Annotated in this window: 13 protein-coding genes; 11 read left to right on the plus strand and 2 right to left on the minus strand. The window is 53.6% G+C overall.

What is annotated here, in order from left to right; translation table 11 throughout:
- Positions 1 to 42: 42 nt before the first annotated feature.
- Complete coding sequence (locus D7Z26_RS14490) at positions 43 to 1938, plus strand: beta-L-arabinofuranosidase domain-containing protein (protein WP_120977695.1); 1896 nt, start codon at positions 43 to 45, stop codon at positions 1936 to 1938.
- 99 nt (positions 1939 to 2037) lie between these two features.
- Here D7Z26_RS14490 and D7Z26_RS14495 read toward each other — a convergent pair whose 3' ends face one another.
- Together D7Z26_RS14495 and D7Z26_RS14500 are read right to left on the minus strand one after the other, a co-directional pair.
- Entirely contained in the window at positions 2038 to 3042 is a 1005-nt protein-coding gene (locus D7Z26_RS14495) for an N-acetylglucosamine kinase (RefSeq protein WP_120977696.1), read from the minus strand.
- 2 nt (positions 3043 to 3044) lie between these two features.
- A complete protein-coding gene (locus D7Z26_RS14500) occupies positions 3045 to 4343 on the minus strand; it encodes a 6-phospho-beta-glucosidase (protein WP_120977697.1) in 1299 nt (432 codons plus the stop codon).
- 252 nt (positions 4344 to 4595) lie between these two features.
- Between D7Z26_RS14500 and D7Z26_RS14505 the strand changes: the two genes are divergently transcribed.
- The 10 genes from D7Z26_RS14505 to D7Z26_RS14550 all read left to right on the plus strand — a co-directional run bounded on the left by D7Z26_RS14505 (position 4596) and on the right by D7Z26_RS14550 (position 15571).
- A complete protein-coding gene (locus D7Z26_RS14505) occupies positions 4596 to 5459 on the plus strand; it encodes a MurR/RpiR family transcriptional regulator (protein WP_120977698.1) in 864 nt (287 codons plus the stop codon).
- A 200-nt stretch (positions 5460 to 5659) separates the two neighbouring features.
- Positions 5660 to 6574: an N-acetylmuramic acid 6-phosphate etherase gene (murQ, locus tag D7Z26_RS14510; RefSeq protein WP_120977699.1), complete on the plus strand. Its 915-nt coding sequence runs from the start codon at positions 5660 to 5662 to the stop codon at positions 6572 to 6574.
- A 51-nt stretch (positions 6575 to 6625) separates the two neighbouring features.
- A complete protein-coding gene (locus tag D7Z26_RS14515; protein ID WP_120977700.1) occupies positions 6626 to 8065 on the plus strand; it encodes an ABC transporter substrate-binding protein in 1440 nt (479 codons plus the stop codon).
- 99 nt (positions 8066 to 8164) lie between these two features.
- Positions 8165 to 9067, plus strand: coding sequence for a carbohydrate ABC transporter permease (locus D7Z26_RS14520; protein ID WP_120977701.1), 903 nt, complete (start codon positions 8165 to 8167; stop codon positions 9065 to 9067).
- Between the two features lie 18 nt (positions 9068 to 9085).
- Entirely contained in the window at positions 9086 to 9943 is an 858-nt protein-coding gene (locus D7Z26_RS14525; protein ID WP_120977702.1) for a carbohydrate ABC transporter permease, read from the plus strand.
- A 1-nt stretch (position 9944) separates the two neighbouring features.
- Positions 9945 to 11141: an anhydro-N-acetylmuramic acid kinase gene (locus tag D7Z26_RS14530; protein ID WP_120977703.1), complete on the plus strand. Its 1197-nt coding sequence runs from the start codon at positions 9945 to 9947 to the stop codon at positions 11139 to 11141.
- 20 nt (positions 11142 to 11161) lie between these two features.
- The gene (locus tag D7Z26_RS14535) at positions 11162 to 12148 is read left to right on the plus strand and encodes a GNAT family N-acetyltransferase (protein ID WP_407643519.1); all 987 of its coding nucleotides are present in this window, start codon (positions 11162 to 11164) and stop codon (positions 12146 to 12148) included.
- Entirely contained in the window at positions 12145 to 12852 is a 708-nt protein-coding gene (locus D7Z26_RS14540; RefSeq protein ID WP_120977704.1) for a PIG-L deacetylase family protein, read from the plus strand. The genes D7Z26_RS14535 and D7Z26_RS14540 overlap by 4 nt, the downstream gene beginning before the upstream one ends.
- Positions 12849 to 13988 (plus strand): exo-beta-N-acetylmuramidase NamZ family protein, encoded by a 1140-nt coding sequence (locus D7Z26_RS14545; RefSeq protein ID WP_120977705.1) that lies wholly within the window; start codon positions 12849 to 12851, stop codon positions 13986 to 13988. Before D7Z26_RS14540 ends, D7Z26_RS14545 begins: the two co-directional genes overlap by 4 nt.
- 14 nt (positions 13989 to 14002) lie before the next feature.
- Positions 14003 to 15571 carry a glycoside hydrolase family 3 protein gene (locus D7Z26_RS14550; RefSeq protein ID WP_120977706.1) on the plus strand — a complete coding sequence of 523 codons (1569 nt, stop codon included), beginning with the start codon at positions 14003 to 14005 and terminating at the stop codon, positions 15569 to 15571.
- Positions 15572 to 15584: the final 13 nt, after the last annotated feature.

Below are 15584 nucleotides of genomic sequence, written 5' to 3' on the forward strand. Positions count from 1 at the left end.
TATTATCCTAATAGATATTACAAATAAGCGAGGTGCGAGACGATGAAAACAACCTATACGGCATTCGAAGAGCTACCGCTAGGAGCGATCAAACCCGGCGAGTGGCTTCGCGATCAATTGCGAATTCAAGCGGACGGCTTAACCGGTCATCTCGAGGAACATTGGGCGGACGTCGGCCCGGATAACGGCTGGATCGGGGGCAAGGGGGAGAGCTGGGAACGTGGCCCTTATTACTTGGACGGCTTGCTTCCGCTTGCTTATCTGTTGGAAGACGGACATTTGATCGCCAAGGCCAATCGCTGGGTCGAATGGTCGCTGGGAAGCCAGCGGGAGGACGGTTCCTTCGGTCCGGAGCGAATCGAGACGGTTAACGGCGACGTGGACAAGGAGCAAGATTGGTGGCATTACATGATCATGCTTAAGGTCATGACGCAATACGCGGAAGCTTCCCAAGATACGCGGGTGGTCCCGTTCTTGACGTCGTTTTTCCGTTATGTGCATAAAACGATCGAAGATCAGCCTTTAAGAGGGTGGGCCGAAGCCCGCGGCATGGAGATGCTGTTGACGATCCATTGGCTGCATAGGAAGACGAATGATTCGTTTCTCTTGGAGTTGGCGGCAATCGTTGCCGGACAGACGACGGGTTGGACCGAAGTGTTCCGCGACTTCCCGTTCTGGCGGAAAGTCGAGCAATGGGATTGGAAGACGCACGTAGTCAACGTAGCGATGGGCATCAAGGCGCCTGGCGTCCGTTACGAACTAACGGGAGATGCCAAGGAAAGAGACGCCGTGCATAGGGGCATCGACAGTCTGATGACTTACCACGGTCAAGCCCATGGCATGTTCTCGGGAGACGAGTGGCTATCCGGTACGCATCCGAGCCAAGGCGTCGAGCTGTGCGCAGTCGTGGAATACATGTTTTCCATGGAACAGCTAACAAGAGTGTTCGGGGAAGGCCGGTTCGGCGACATTCTCGAGAAGGTCGCGTTTAACGCGCTGCCCGCGACGATCTCCAAGGACTGGACGTCGCATCAATACGATCAGCAAGTCAACCAGATCGTGTGCAACGTCGCACCGCGTTCTTGGAGCAACGGCCCGGATGCCAACTTGTTCGGCCTGGAGCCTAACTTCGGCTGTTGCACCTCGAACATGCACCAAGGGTGGCCGAAATTCGTCTCGCATTTGTGGATGAAAGACGGAGCGGGCGGACTCGTAGCGGTGTCCTATGCGCCTTGCACGGTGAAGACGGAAGTGGGCTATGCCGGAGCAAACGAAGCGGCAGCGGAGCTCGAGGTTACCGGCAACTACCCGTTCCGTGAAACGGTCGAAATCTCGTTGAAACTGAGCCGTCAGGCGACGTTCGGCATCACGCTTCGAATTCCCGAATGGAGCATCGATCCTACTCTGACGGTGAACGGCGAGCTCGTCCAGCTTCAGGTCAACAACGGCTATGCCAACGTTACTCGCAATTGGGGGAGCGGAGACCGATTGTCATTGAACCTCCCGATGACGGTCAAGACGGTCAATCGCAATCTATATGCGGTTAGCGTGGAGAGAGGTCCTCTTGTCTACGCGCTTCCGGTCCAAGAGAACTGGCAACTGTTGACGAAACGGGAGAAATTCCACGATTGGGAAATCTACCCGGGTTCCCCGTGGAAATACGGCTTGTTATCCGAGAACGAATTCCAAGTCGAGTTGTCCGATATGGCCTATCAACCTTTCGACGTGAACGACTCGCCCATCCGGCTGAAAGCGAAAGGGCAGCTGATTCGCGATTGGAAAATGGAGGGCAACAACGCGGGTACTCCACCTCTTCATCCGAACTCGGACGGTCAACCGATCGTGGATCTTGAACTCGTGCCATACGGCGGTGCCAAGCTGAGAATCGGGGAGTTTCCCGTAATCGGGCATCCGCTGGAAGCTAGAAAACATATGTGAAGAAGTGGATAACATCGAGCTAGGGACATGGATACTATCGAAAAAAGAGGCAGAGCCAAGATCGTAATCAACCTTAGGCTCTGCCTCTTCCGTTTAGTTCTAACCCAACTGCTCCACAGCCTCGATGACCGACCTGCGAGTGTCCGAATCCACGGGCTGACCGTGGGCCAACTCGAGTGCCCACAATGCGGCTCCGGTCGCCGGAGGAATCCGCAGCCGGATGAAATTGCACCGCCGATCCGTCAGCCCGGCGACTTCCGCCCGGTAAAGGTCGAACAAGAGCGGGCTTTCCGCCTTGATCCAGACGGAGCCGGCCAGCACGACGTCGACTTCCTCGCCGAAGTCCAAGTTTCGGATGCAACCCGCGGTGGAGCGTGCCAACTGGCGTGCCGTATGTTTAACAACCCCGATCGCCGCGGCATCCCCGGCGTCCGCCGCGGAGAACAAGATCCGCATAAGCGCGGTGTTCGGAAGCGTCCGCTTCAGAACGCCTTCCACCGCATGCTCCATGAAGGATTCGCGGTTCGGGATTCCGAGCAGCTCCATAACCGGGTCGGCCATGGACGTGTCTTCGCCCATTCTATAGAAGGAATCGTACACGGTCCGGAGCACTTTCCTCGCGAGATAGAAACCTCCTGCCTCGTCTCCGGCCAGTTCGCTGCCGACTCCGCCGATCTGAAGACGCCTGCCGCTCGGCGAGATTCCGCCGGTAACGGTGCCCGAACCGTTGATGGAGCAAATGCCGTAGCCTTTCTCGGAGGCGGCCTTAATGCCGAGGAACGAGTCGTTGTCGACGGCATAATTCGTAAAGCCGATCCTCTCGACGACTCGACCTAGCTGATCCTTCTGGGAAGGGATATCCGCCCCGGCCAGTCCGAAGGCTCCGGCTTCCACGTCGTTCATCGAGAGGCGATTGCGCTCCAGCAAAAGCTTAATGTTCTCGTTCATGATGCGATGGGCACTCTCGTAAGCGTCCGGAAAACGTTCGTGGCTGCAGGTCCCGGCATTGACATGATCGACGAACCGGCCCTGCGTATCGAATAACAAATAATCGGTTTTGCTATTGCCGCCGTCTACTCCGATAACATAATCGCGTCTCGTCATGCTTACGGTTGATCGCGATAGAACTGAGGCAAATATTCTTTATGCGCTTCTTTTAACTCTTGGAAGCAATCGTACGCCGCGTCATAATCGCCGACGAGCGGGTTCATGAGAAGCGCGCGCATGGCTGCGTCTTCGCTGCCGGATACGGCGGCGGCCACCGTCTCGCGCTCGTATGCTTTCACCATGCGCATATAATCGATAATGTGTTGGTTGTCGAAGCCCTCGAGCTTGATCGGCTTCGCTCCGTCTTTGCCTACGACGCAGCACACTTCGATGGCGTCGGAATCTTCCATGAAGCTAAGCGCGCCGTTGTTAAGAACGTTGACGACATGAACTTCTTGTTTATCGTTATAGATAGCGTCTACCAAACTGATGGCTACCTCGGAATAATTGGCTCCTCCGCGGGTGGAGAGCAGCTCCGGTTTGGAATGCAATTCGGAGTCGGAATAGATGTTCAGAAGTTCATCTTCGATCTGGATGCACTTTTCTCCGCGGGACAGCTCGCTTTCCTTGACGATCTTCAGTTTCTTTTCTTTGAAGTAATAGTATTCCAAGTAAGAGGAAGGAATCGCGCCGACCATCTGGATGAGTTCTTTGCTAAAGCCGCTGGATGGAATGTTTTTCATCGTTTCGCTGTTCAGTCCCATGTCCAAAGCCGTCTTCAAGTAGTCTTTGCCATCTTGTTCGATAGCCGTAATCCAGCTGAGATGGTTCAGGCCGACATATTCAATGCGGGGCTGATCGAGCTGGAGAGATTCGCGAATGCTTTTGAACATATTATAGGGAACGTTGCACAAGCCCATCATTTTTACGCCGGTATGGTTCAGAATCGCTTCCGTGATAATGCCCGCCGGATTGGAGAAGTTGATGAGCCAAGCGTCGGGACAAAGAACCTTCATGCGTTCGGCGATCTCGAGCATGACGGGAATCGTGCGCATAGCTTTGAAGAAGCCGCCGATGCCGCAAGTTTCCTGGCCGATCAGATCGTATTTCAGAGGGATCTTCTCGTCCTGAACCCGAGCGGGCAGCTTGCCGACGCGTATTTGTCCGAGCACGAAATCCGCGTTAACCAAAGCTTCGTCCAGCTCGTGGGTCATGACGACTTTGCACGGAATATCCGCCGCGCGAATCATTCGCTCGCACAGCTCGCCGACGACGCGCAGTTTTCTATCGTCGATATCCATCAGCACAAGCTCGCCGATGGGGAGTACGTCTTTGCGCTTGATCATGCCTTCGATCAATTCCGGCGTATACGTGCTTCCGGAACCGATGATCGCGATCTTGATTTTGTCCTTGGCCATGAATTCCACCCTCTGATTCGTTATGACGTATGTTGCGACGTAATGTATGTGAATTATAACACGCTTAAACGTCATCTAACAATAAAAATCAGGTTTATAATTTCAACATGGAATATAATTTTGAAATAAAATTTCTTAAATTAACGAGCGGAGCGAGAGCGGGTTACGTCTGTTCTTCTTGTATTTTCCTAACGTACCGCTTAAGATAGAGTTGAAATTCACTCGGGATAATATGGGGCGAGTAGGAAAACCATGGCGATAAACGATAATATATTGATCAAGATTCGGGACATGAAGGATAGCCTGACTCCCGTAGAGAAGCTGGTTGCCGAATGTATACTCGAGAACACGGATGATATTCCGCATCTGTCGATCAAGAACTTGGCCCAACTCAGCAAGACAAGCGACGCATCCGTCCTCCGTTTCTGCAAGACACTGGGGTACAGCGGCTACCGAAGCTTTATCGTTAGCATTTCCGCATCTCTCGGATCCCGGGATGACGAGCAGAAAGACCAGTACACCGATATTCAACCCGGAGACGATCTATCCATTATTATTTCCAACATTTCTTTGAACAACATGAAGTCGATCGAAGACACGCTCAGCGTCATCAACCGCAATGAGGTTGCCCGCGCGGTGAAGGTGCTTCGCTCCAGCAGCCGTATCGTGTTTTTCGGTATCGGAGCTTCGGGTATCGTTTGCAAGGACGGGGAACAGAAGTTTTCCCGCATTAATAAAATGTGCCATGCCTACACGGACGGGCATAGTCAACTTACCGCGGCTACTTTGCTTGGCAAAGGCGACGTGGCGATCTTCGTCTCGAATTCCGGAGATACAGTAGAAATCATCGAAGCGCTGGAAGTCGTGAAGAAGAACGGCGCCACCTCGATTGCCATAACCAAGTACAATAAGAGCGAGCTTGCGGATAAGTCCGACATTCTGCTAAGCATCTCGACGCCCGAATTAACTTTCCGCAGCGGCGCTATGGGATCGCGAATCGCCATGCTTACTGTGATAGACATTCTGTTCGCGGGAGTCGCGAGCGCCGAATATCAGAACGTGAAGAAGTATCTCACGAAGACTCACAACATCTTAGCGAGCAAACACAGAAAATAGTTGTTCCTGGACATGGGCAATCTTATGATGACCATGTCTTTTTTATGCCTAAATACAAAATAAAAAAACAAATAAAAATTTTACAATAAAATTTTATTTCAGAATCTATTGACGAGATGGCGTCGGCGCAGGTAAGATGAGTCTAAGAAATAAGAATGTCAGATTACCTCACATCATGACATCAAGGTAGGAGAATGGCGATGAATGAATATCTTGCTGGATTAACGACGGAGGAGATTAACAATGACACTCGGATGATCGACGAATGCACGACGGAGGAAATGCTAAATCTGCTTAATCGGGAAGACGCCAAGGTTCCGGCCGCGGTGAAGGCTGAAATTCCGCAGATCGTGAAAGCGGTTGATATTTTGCATCGCTTGCTCAAGAACGGCGGAAGAATGTTCTACATCGGGGCAGGCACTTCCGGAAGATTGGGCGTGCTTGACGCATCGGAATGTCTGCCGACCTTCGGCGTCGATCCTTCGCTAGTGCAGGGTCATATCGCGGGCGGAGATATCGCCCTGAGAGTGGCCGTGGAAGGCTTCGAAGACAACGCGGAAGAGGGGGTCGCTTTAATCGATCGTTGCGGGGTGACGGAGAAGGATGCGGTCATCGGGATTTCGGCGAGCGGAAGCGCGAATTTCGTTATCGCCGGCCTGAAGAGAGCCGCCGAGCTCGGCGCGGCGACGATCGGGGTAGTTAATAATAAGAATTCCAAGCTGGAAAGCGTCTGCGATGTTTGCATAGCGCCGGTAGTCGGACCCGAAGCCATTATGGGTTCTACCCGATTGAAGGCGGGAACGGCCCAGAAGCTCGTACTGAACATGCTTACGACAAGCACGATGGTAAAGCTCGGTAAGACGTACAACAACCTCATGGTAGATCTCAAAGCTAGCAACAACAAGCTGAATGATCGGTCGGTTCGCATCGTAAGGACCGCGACGGGAGTCGATTCGGAGACTGCCGAGCAGTATCTCAAGAAAGCTTCGATGAGCTGCAAGCTGGCCATCATGATGATTATTACCGGTTTGAACGCGAAGGAAGCCGAACAAGAGCTGGAAAACAGCGAAGGCAACCTGAAAGCGGCGATACGGAGTTGCACGAAAATCGGTTAACTGGCTAGGAACAGGACATTATAATGCTGAATCCTGAGGAGGATTATTCTTATGAAGAGAAATTCGCGCGTATTGGCATCCGTATTGGCATTGAGCTTATCCGTAACGACATTGGCAGCATGTTCATCGAACAATAACGGTAACAACTCGGCACCTAGCGGGACTTCGAGCGCGGGCACATCCGAGGCTAAAGATACGATCACGGCGCTATTGCCTCCGGTTTCCCCGACTTACCAAGACAATTTCGAACAAATGGCCAAAGATTTTAATGCCCTCTACCCTAACCTGACTTTGAAAATAGAGCCCGCGAGCTGGGAAGACATGACGCAGAAGCTGGACACGCAAGTGAACGCGGGCAGTCCGCCGGATATCGCGTTCATCGGATCCGAAGGGATCTCCAAGTACGTTCAGCAAGGCATGGTTATGGATATCACGGATGCCGCGACCCCGGAAATGATCGGCGATTTCGATGCGGCGCCGCTTGAATACATGAAGAACGGTAACGGCATCTACGGTTTCCCTGCTTACATGGAAGCGCATGCTCTTGGCGGCAATAAAGCATTCCTAGAGCAAGCCGGCATCGACTATAAAGACGTTCAGAAAAACGGTTGGACTTACGATCAATTCCGCGAAGCCATCAAGAAAGGCGTCGTGAAAGACGGAAGCAAAACGAGCCGCTACGGTTTCGTGTTCGCGACCGCAGGCGTTGCTTCCAAAGACTACTTGAACATTCTGGTGAAAAACGCGGGCATGCCGTCGCCGTTCACGACGGACTTGAAATACGCTTACACGAGCAACAACTACCTGGAAGTATTGAAAGACGTTCGCCAACTTATCGACGACGGTTCTATGCCGAAAGAATTGAGCTCGGTAGACGCGGGCAAACGTTGGAACATGTTCCTTACCGGCCAAACGATGATCACGGGTAAAGGCCTGGCTACGTTCGAGAACTCCGCGAACAAAAACAACGCCAAAATCGAAGCGAACGACGGCAGCGCGGTACAAGGAAGCATCAAAGCGGAGTATATCGTTCTTCCGGTGCCGTCCTTCTTGGGTAAAGATCCCGTAACGACGGTTGCGGTAGACGGCTACGTCACCTTCCGCGGTAAAAAAGAGCCGACGGCCGAACACAAAGCCAACGTCGTTAAAGCGGCTTACTATTTGGCAAGCGGCAAAGTCGCGGCAACGACCAACAACGATCTGTTCGTAGCCCACATTACCAAAACAGGTAAAGAAGCGGCCGCAAGCATGATCGTAAACCGGAACCCCGACAACGTAGCCGCAGTTCAAGTCATGCTCTCCCATGCGGCTCCTGCCCGTCCCGACATTCCGGTCGAATTGGGCGCGAAAGCGATCAAGCTGGAAGACGAAGTCATCATCCCTAAATTGCAAGCGCTGATTGCCGGCGAGATTACTCCGCAAGCGATGTATGATGCCGTGAAGAAAGCGGCGATCAGCACGTTCGGCGAAGACGGAGTCGTCAAAGAATAATCAAGTCTCGAGGTTCGGATAGTTGCGCGGAGGTTCGGGCGACTATCCGAAATCTATTTTTAACGCGAATCATTGATTGTTGAAAAGAGGTGTTACCTTATGATGCAAGCAACGAAAACCATTAAAAAACGAAAAGTTAAAGGTGATGCGGGATGGGGGTATACCTTCATCGCGGTCGCATTGGTTATTTTCGCATTGTTCACGGCTTATCCGGTCGCCAGCGCTTTCATCATCAGCTTTCAAGAATACAAACCGTTAGGCTCCACCTTTATCGGTTTCGATAATTACGTCGAAACGTTAAGCGATTCGCTCTTCTGGAAATCCATACGCACGACTATCGTTTATACGATACTAACCGTTCCGGTAGCTTTGTTCCTTTCGTTCGCGGTGGCGATTCTGATTCTTCCGTTGAAAAAATGGATGCAAACGACTTTTAAGGCCGTTTTCTACTTGCCTGCCGTCGCATCCGGCGTTGCGCTGTCCGTCGTATGGCTTTGGATCTTCGATCCGATGCCGTCGGGTATTCTCAATAAGCTCATCGGCACGGTCGGCGCGGATAACCAGAACTGGCTCGGCTCCAGTAGCACGGCGATGTTATCTTTGGTTCTTATGGCTTGGCTATCCAGTCATGGCACGAGCATCATCATCTACTTGGCCGCATTGCTAGGCATCGACAACAGCTATTACGAAGCGGCCGATCTAGATGGAGCGACTTTCCTGCAGAAGCTTCGGTACATCGTCGTTCCTTGCTTGAAGCCAACGACGTTATTCCTGCTCGTGACCGGTGTTATCGGTTCCTTCCAAGTATTCCAGAACGCTTTCCTCATGACGGGCGGAGGCCCGGATAACGCGACCACGATGGTCGGTTTGCTGATCTTCAACAACGCATTCAAATATTTCGAATTCGGTAAAGCCGCAGCCCAATCGTTAATATTGGCGCTTCTGATCGCCGGGGTAGCCTTGGTCCAATTCAAATTCCTGGGCAAAGAAGTGGAATATTAAAGGAAGGGGGATCCGAAGATGCTTTTCAAAAATCACGCAAGCAACAGCATGACCAAATATATTCGCAACGGCACGATTACTTTGTTATTGCTTATTTTCGCCTTGGCGACGCTGTTCCCGATTTACTTCATGATCATTTCTTCCTTAGGGGATCCCGTCGAAGCCGGAGCGATGAACTATTCGCTGTTTCCCAGCAAAATCTCCTTCGCTTCTTATAAGTTTTTCTTCGACTATAGCGCGTATTCCCTGAGATGGTTGTTCAACTCGTTGATCGTGGCGGGGACCGTGACGGTGTCCAACGTATTTTTCGCCAGCATGGCGGGTTATGCGTTTTCCAAAATTCAGTTCAAAGGCAGAGCTTTCCTGTTTACTTTGCTGCTTATCGCGATGATGATTCCGTACCAAGTCACGCAAGTGCCCTTGTATATTCTCATCGTTAACATTTTCCACATTCAGAACACGTATAGCGCGTTGATCTTGCCGGGCTTAGTGTCCGTCTACAACATTTTCTTGGCGAAGCAATTCATGGGCTCCATTCCGAAGGAAATCATCGAAAGCGCGAAGATGGAAGGCTGCAACCAATTCCAGATTTACTGGAGAATCATTCTCCCGTTGTCCAAGACCGTCTTGGCCGTCATGGCGATTCTCACGTTCATGGAAAACTGGAATACTTTCTTCTGGCCGTTCCTCGTGACCAACACCATGGACATGCAGACGATCCAAGTCGGCTTGAAAAACTTCCGTTTCGCGAACACGACGTACTTCGCTCCGATGATGGCGGGCGCTACGATCTCGGCCTTGCCGATGTTCGTCCTGTTCTTCAGCCTGCAGAAATACTTCCTCGAAGGCGTTACCGTCGGCGCGGTGAAAGGCTAATATGGACGATCGGACTAGGTTGGAAAATAGGGAGCGTTATGTCGTCGGGCTAATGTCGGGAACGTCCGTGGACGGGATCGACGCGGCCGTCGTCCGGATTGCCGGCAAGGCGGGACAACAACCGGAAGTCAGTCTCGTAGCGTTCGAGAATCGATCTTATCCTTTGGACGTGCGAAGCGAGATTTTCGAGCTGTTCAATCCTTCCCGGGCTACGGTAGACAGGGTAGGGCGAATGAACGCGCATCTAGGCGAACTGTATGCGCAAGCCGCGTTGTCCGTGATCGCGAAGGCCGGACTTCGGCCCGAAGACATCGCGTCTATCGGATCGCACGGACAGACGATCTATCACGCCCCGGAAGCTTATATTAGAGACGGCTTCGACCTCCGTTATACCGTTCAGATCGGCGAGGGAGCGGTCATTGCCGCAAGAACGGGCATTCCCTGCGTGACGGATTTCCGCGTAGCCGATATGGCCGCGGGCGGGCAAGGCGCGCCGCTCGTGCCTTTCACGGAATATTTGCTCTACCGGGAAGAGAGCCGGACGCTGCTGCTCCAGAACATCGGGGGCATCGGCAACATTACGGTAATCCCGGCGGGCTGCGCGCCCGAGCAAGTGTATGCTTTCGATACGGGACCGGGAAACATGCTGATCGACGGCATCGTCACGAGACTCTATGGAGGCTCGATTACGATGGATACGGGCGGAGAGATTGCGAGAAAAGGCAACGTGAACGATGCAATGCTACGGTGGCTGCAGCAAGAGCCTTACTACGCGTCCCCGTTGCCCAAATCGACGGGCCGGGAAAGATTCGGCTCCGATTACGTCGAAGACCTGCTTCGCTATCAGCGGGAACATGGTTTGTCGTCCGAAGATCTCGTCGCGACGGTCACCAAGCTGACGGCTTGGTCTATCGGCGACGCCTATCGCCGTTTCGTGCGAAGCGAGAATCCGGCGGACGAGATGCTCGTAGGCGGAGGGGGGAGCTACAACCCGACGCTTATCGGATTCTTGAAGCAAGAGATGGAGCCGATGGGCGTTCGCGTACGGATACAGGAAGAAATCGGCCTGAGCAGCGACGCCAAAGAGGCGATCGCCTTCGCGTTGTTGGCCGATTATACGATCGCCCGATTGCCTAACAATTTACCTAGCGTCACGGGCGCAAGCCGAGCCGTCGTCATGGGGAAAGTATCATACTAGCGGAAAGCGCGGTGGGTACGGTGGAACGATTGAGGATCAGCGCTTACGAAAGGCGTTATTTGCGGCAAACGATCGAGCTGTGGAACTTGGAAGCCGTGCAAGAAGATTATAAGGAGCTCGACGAAGAAAGCTTCGATCGTATTTTCGCGGGCAATCCTTATTTCGATAAGTTTAACGCCTTCTTGCTGCTAGATTCGGAAGATCAAGTGAAGGGCTTCGCATGCGGATGCACGGGGGAGGATTTGCCCTTGGGCGATACGGCCGGCTATCTTACTTGCGTCGTGATCGCCGGCGAATTCCGGAACGACGAGAATTACGGTTTGCTGCTGGACGAGATTGAGCGTCGGTTCTTGGATTTAGGCAAGAAACAATCCGATGTCCTGTTCTTTAACCCGATGATGCTGCCGTGGACGATACCGGGCACTCCGAAGCACGAGCACAATAATGCTCCCGGAGTCCCGCTCGAAGGGGAGCTTTACGGTTTCTTGCTTCGACGAGGTTATGTTGAGCGGGCGAAGGAAAACGCCATGTACTTAGAACTTTCGGGCTTCTCCATTCCGGAAGAGATTCGGGCGAAAGAGGAGAAGGCGAGAGCGGACTCCTATGAAGTCGAGCTATACGATCCGAACAAGCACGAAGGATTGGACCGCATGCTCGGCGGGTTAAACAATCCGCTATGGATCAAGGAAATTTCGCGAAGCGCGGCCGAAGGCGTACCTTTCGTCCTTGCGGCGAAGGATGGAACTGCCGTCGGTTTCGCGGGTCCGGTCATCCGTCAGGACAACGGTAGAGGTTATTTCGCCGGAATCGGCGTGTTGCCCGAGCATGAAGGACATGGACTGGGCAGCATTTTGTTCTTCAAGCTATGCGAAGCGTTCCGGCAGATCGGGACGGAATATATGTCTCTCTACACGGGAAGCACGAATCCGGCGATCCGAATCTACGAGAAAGCCGGATTCCGAACGGTCAAACAATTTGCGGTGATGCGAAGGGAGCTCTTGCGATGAGCGATCAACGACTGACGATATTGGGAATCGGCGGACACGTAGGCGATATGGAATTAACGGCTGGCGGCGTATTGGCGAGCCACTCCTTAAAGGGCGACCGGATCGTAACGTTGGCGCTGACGGCGGGTGAGCGCGGCGTGCCGGCAGGCCGGGATCTTGCGGATTACCGCGCGCAGAAGGTGCGGGAAGCCGAACAATTCGCGGAAATGCTAGGCGGCGAAGCGATCGTATTCGAAACTCCGGACGGAGAGCTTCAAGATAGCGAAGAGATGCGTTACCGGGTATGCGACGTTATCCGTCAAGTAAAGCCGAACGTCATCATTACCCACTTCAAGAACAGCATGCACAAGGATCATATGACGACTCATCGGATCGTGAACGACGCCCGGTTTTTCGCCGGTCTGGCCGCCATGAAGCGGGAACTGCCTTCCCATTTCGCCTCCAAGCTGTATTACGCGGAGAACTGGGAGGATGCGGTCGACTATAAGCCGTACGTATACGTCGACTTCAACGAAGAAGCTTACGAGCTATGGGTCAAAGCCGTTTCCCAGCACTGGTTCGTGACGGGCAGCAAGTCGTTCCCGTATTTGGAGTATTACAAGCATTTGGCCAGAGTTCGCGGAATCGAAGCCAGGAAACAATACGCGGAGACGTTCATGGTACCGGAAGAAACGATGCGCGTCTTGCAGGGCGGCTTGGTATGATTCTGAACGGAATCGATCGTATCGGACAATACGCGCATTTGTTCCAAGGCAAAAGAATCGGATTGATCACGTCGCCGACAGGGCTTGCCGAAGACTTCCGGTCGACCATTCAGATCTTGCACGATCGCTTCCGTCTGACAGCCCTATTTTCTCCCGAGCATGGCGTTCGGGGGGATCAGGATGCCGGAGGTTTGGTGGACACTTACATCGACGATCAGACGGGCGTTCCGGTCCATAGCTTGTACCGCAAAGATTCCAAACGTCTCACTTCCGAAATGTTGGACGAGGTCGACCTCGTCGTCTACGACATTCAGGACGTCGGCATTCGTTATTATACATTCATCTACACGATGTTATATGCTTTGGAAGATTGCGCGAAAGCCGGCAAGGAGTTTGTCGTGCTTGACCGAATCAATCCGCTGGATGGCGTAACCGTAGAAGGTAACGTGCTGAAGCCGGGTTTTCACTCGTTCGTCGGCAATTATCCTCTGAGCGTACGCTACGGTTTAACCGCAGGAGAGATCGCCACGATGGCTAACGACGAGATGGGCTGGCAATGCCGACTGCATGTCGTCCCTTGCGACGGTTGGGAGAGGAGCATGGTATTTCCCGACACGGGCCGCATCTGGGTGCAGCCTTCTTTGGGCATCCCGCGCTTTCAAACCGCGCTGCTCTATGGCGGGACGTGTTTGTTCGAGGGAACGAACCTATCGGAAGGACGGGGGACTACTTTCCCATTCGAAATGATCGGAGCGCCTTTCATCGATGCGCAGCGACTCGCGGACGAGATGAACGGATATCGTCTTCCGGGCGTGATTTTCCGTCCGGCGTATTTCAAGCCGACGGCTTCCAAACATCAAGGGGAGCATTGCGGAGGCGTTCAGCTTCACGTGACCGACGAACGCGCGGTTCAAGCCGTGGCGACCGGGGTGACATTGATGTACGCCGTCAAACGCAACTACGAGCAATTCGCTTTCTTGCCGCCGCTGAAGGAAGGCTCGCGTCCGTTCATCGATCTGTTGGGCGGGGATAGTCTCTACCGGGACGACAACGTAGACGTCGCCGCGTTGCTTGAACATTTTCAAGAAGAGAGTAAAGCGTTCGCGGTTAGGAAGCAACGCTATCATCTATATTAATGGAGAGATCAAGCATGAAAACTCTGACGTTAAGGGAAAAGATCGGCCAGCTCATCGTTGCCGGATTCCCGGCGCCCAGCCTAACCGAGGATTTGAAACGGCTGATCCGGGATTACAAAATCGGGAATGTCATCTTGTTCTCTCATAACATAGAGAACAAGCAGCAGCTTCGGTCCTTGTGCGACGAGCTGCAAAGCTCGATTACGGAGCATACGGGATATCCCGCGCTTATCTCGATCGACCAAGAAGGAGGCCGGGTGACCCGTCTTCCGGCGGACGCCTCCAACGTGCCGGGCGCGATGGCGATCGCCTCGACTGGGCGTCCGGAGAACGCGTATGCCGCCGGACGATTGACGGCGCGCGAACTGCGCGCGCTCGGCGTGAATTTCAATCTTGCTCCCGTGCTGGACATTAACAACAATAAGCTGAATCCGGTCATCAACGTTAGAGCTTACGGGGATACCGCGGAGACGGTGGAAACTTACGGCTTGCAGATGATGAACGGTTTGCGCGACGGTGGCGTTCTTACGGCGGTGAAGCATTTCCCCGGGCATGGCGATACGGCGGTCGATTCGCACCTGGGCTTGCCTACGATAGACAAGACGCTGGAGGAGTTGCTGGAGCTTGAGCTTAAGCCTTTCCAAGCGGCGATAGACGCCGGAGCCGAGGGCTTAACGATCGCGCATATTTTGTACCCGCGGATCGAGCCGGAACGAGTTCCCGCGACGATGTCGAGGGCGATCGTGACAGATCTGCTCAAGATGAAAATGGGTTATCGGGGACTCGTCATTTCCGATTGCCTCGAGATGGATGCGATCAAGAAGTATTACGGCACGGCGAACGGAGCTCTGGGCGCGCTCCAAGCGGGCGTGCATCAGGTATTCGTCAGCCATTCGGCGCAGCTTGTCATAGAGACGGTGGAGACGATCGAGAATGCCGTCGCCTCCGGCGAGCTCGCGATGTCCGTCTTGGACGAAGCAGTCCAAGAAGTGCTGCGTTGGAAAGAGAAATACGGGCGCGTCGAGACGGACGAACTGTCCGTCGTCGGCTGCGAGGATCACTGCCGTGCGATCGCGGCGATTAGCGAAGAGAGCATTTGCTTGGTGCGAGGCAGCTTAGCGCCCGTTCGCAAGGGGGATGCCTCCGACACGTTCTTCGTCGGCAGCACGCCTTACCGGACGGATCTCGCTTCCAGCGTCGCGCGTACGGATCTGAACTTCCCTGCGACGATGGGCAAGGCGTTCTCCGCCGCCCACGCTTTGATCGGCATCGATCCGGATGACGGCGAGATCGAGCGGACCGTTGCTTTGATCGAGTCGGGTCGGCATACTCGCGTTGTCATCGGATTGTACAACGGCCGCGAGAACGCCGGGCAGCTGAAGCTCGCGAACCGCTTGATCGCGAACGGGCTTCGGGTTACGGCCGTCGCGCTTGGCAAACCCTACGATCTGGAGCTTCTCGAAGGAGAGTTCTGCGGCTTGGCCGCTTTCGAATACACCTCGCTCGCCCTTGTTTCCTTGGTCAGGATTTTGGGCGGAGAAGTCGTCCCGACGGGCAGATTAAGCGTTGCGGGCGAACGATAAGGACGTGAACGGA

Origin of the sequence: Cohnella endophytica (assembly GCF_003628305.1) — a bacterium.
In the GTDB taxonomy this organism is placed as follows: Bacteria; Bacillota; Bacilli; order Paenibacillales; family Paenibacillaceae; genus Cohnella; species Cohnella endophytica.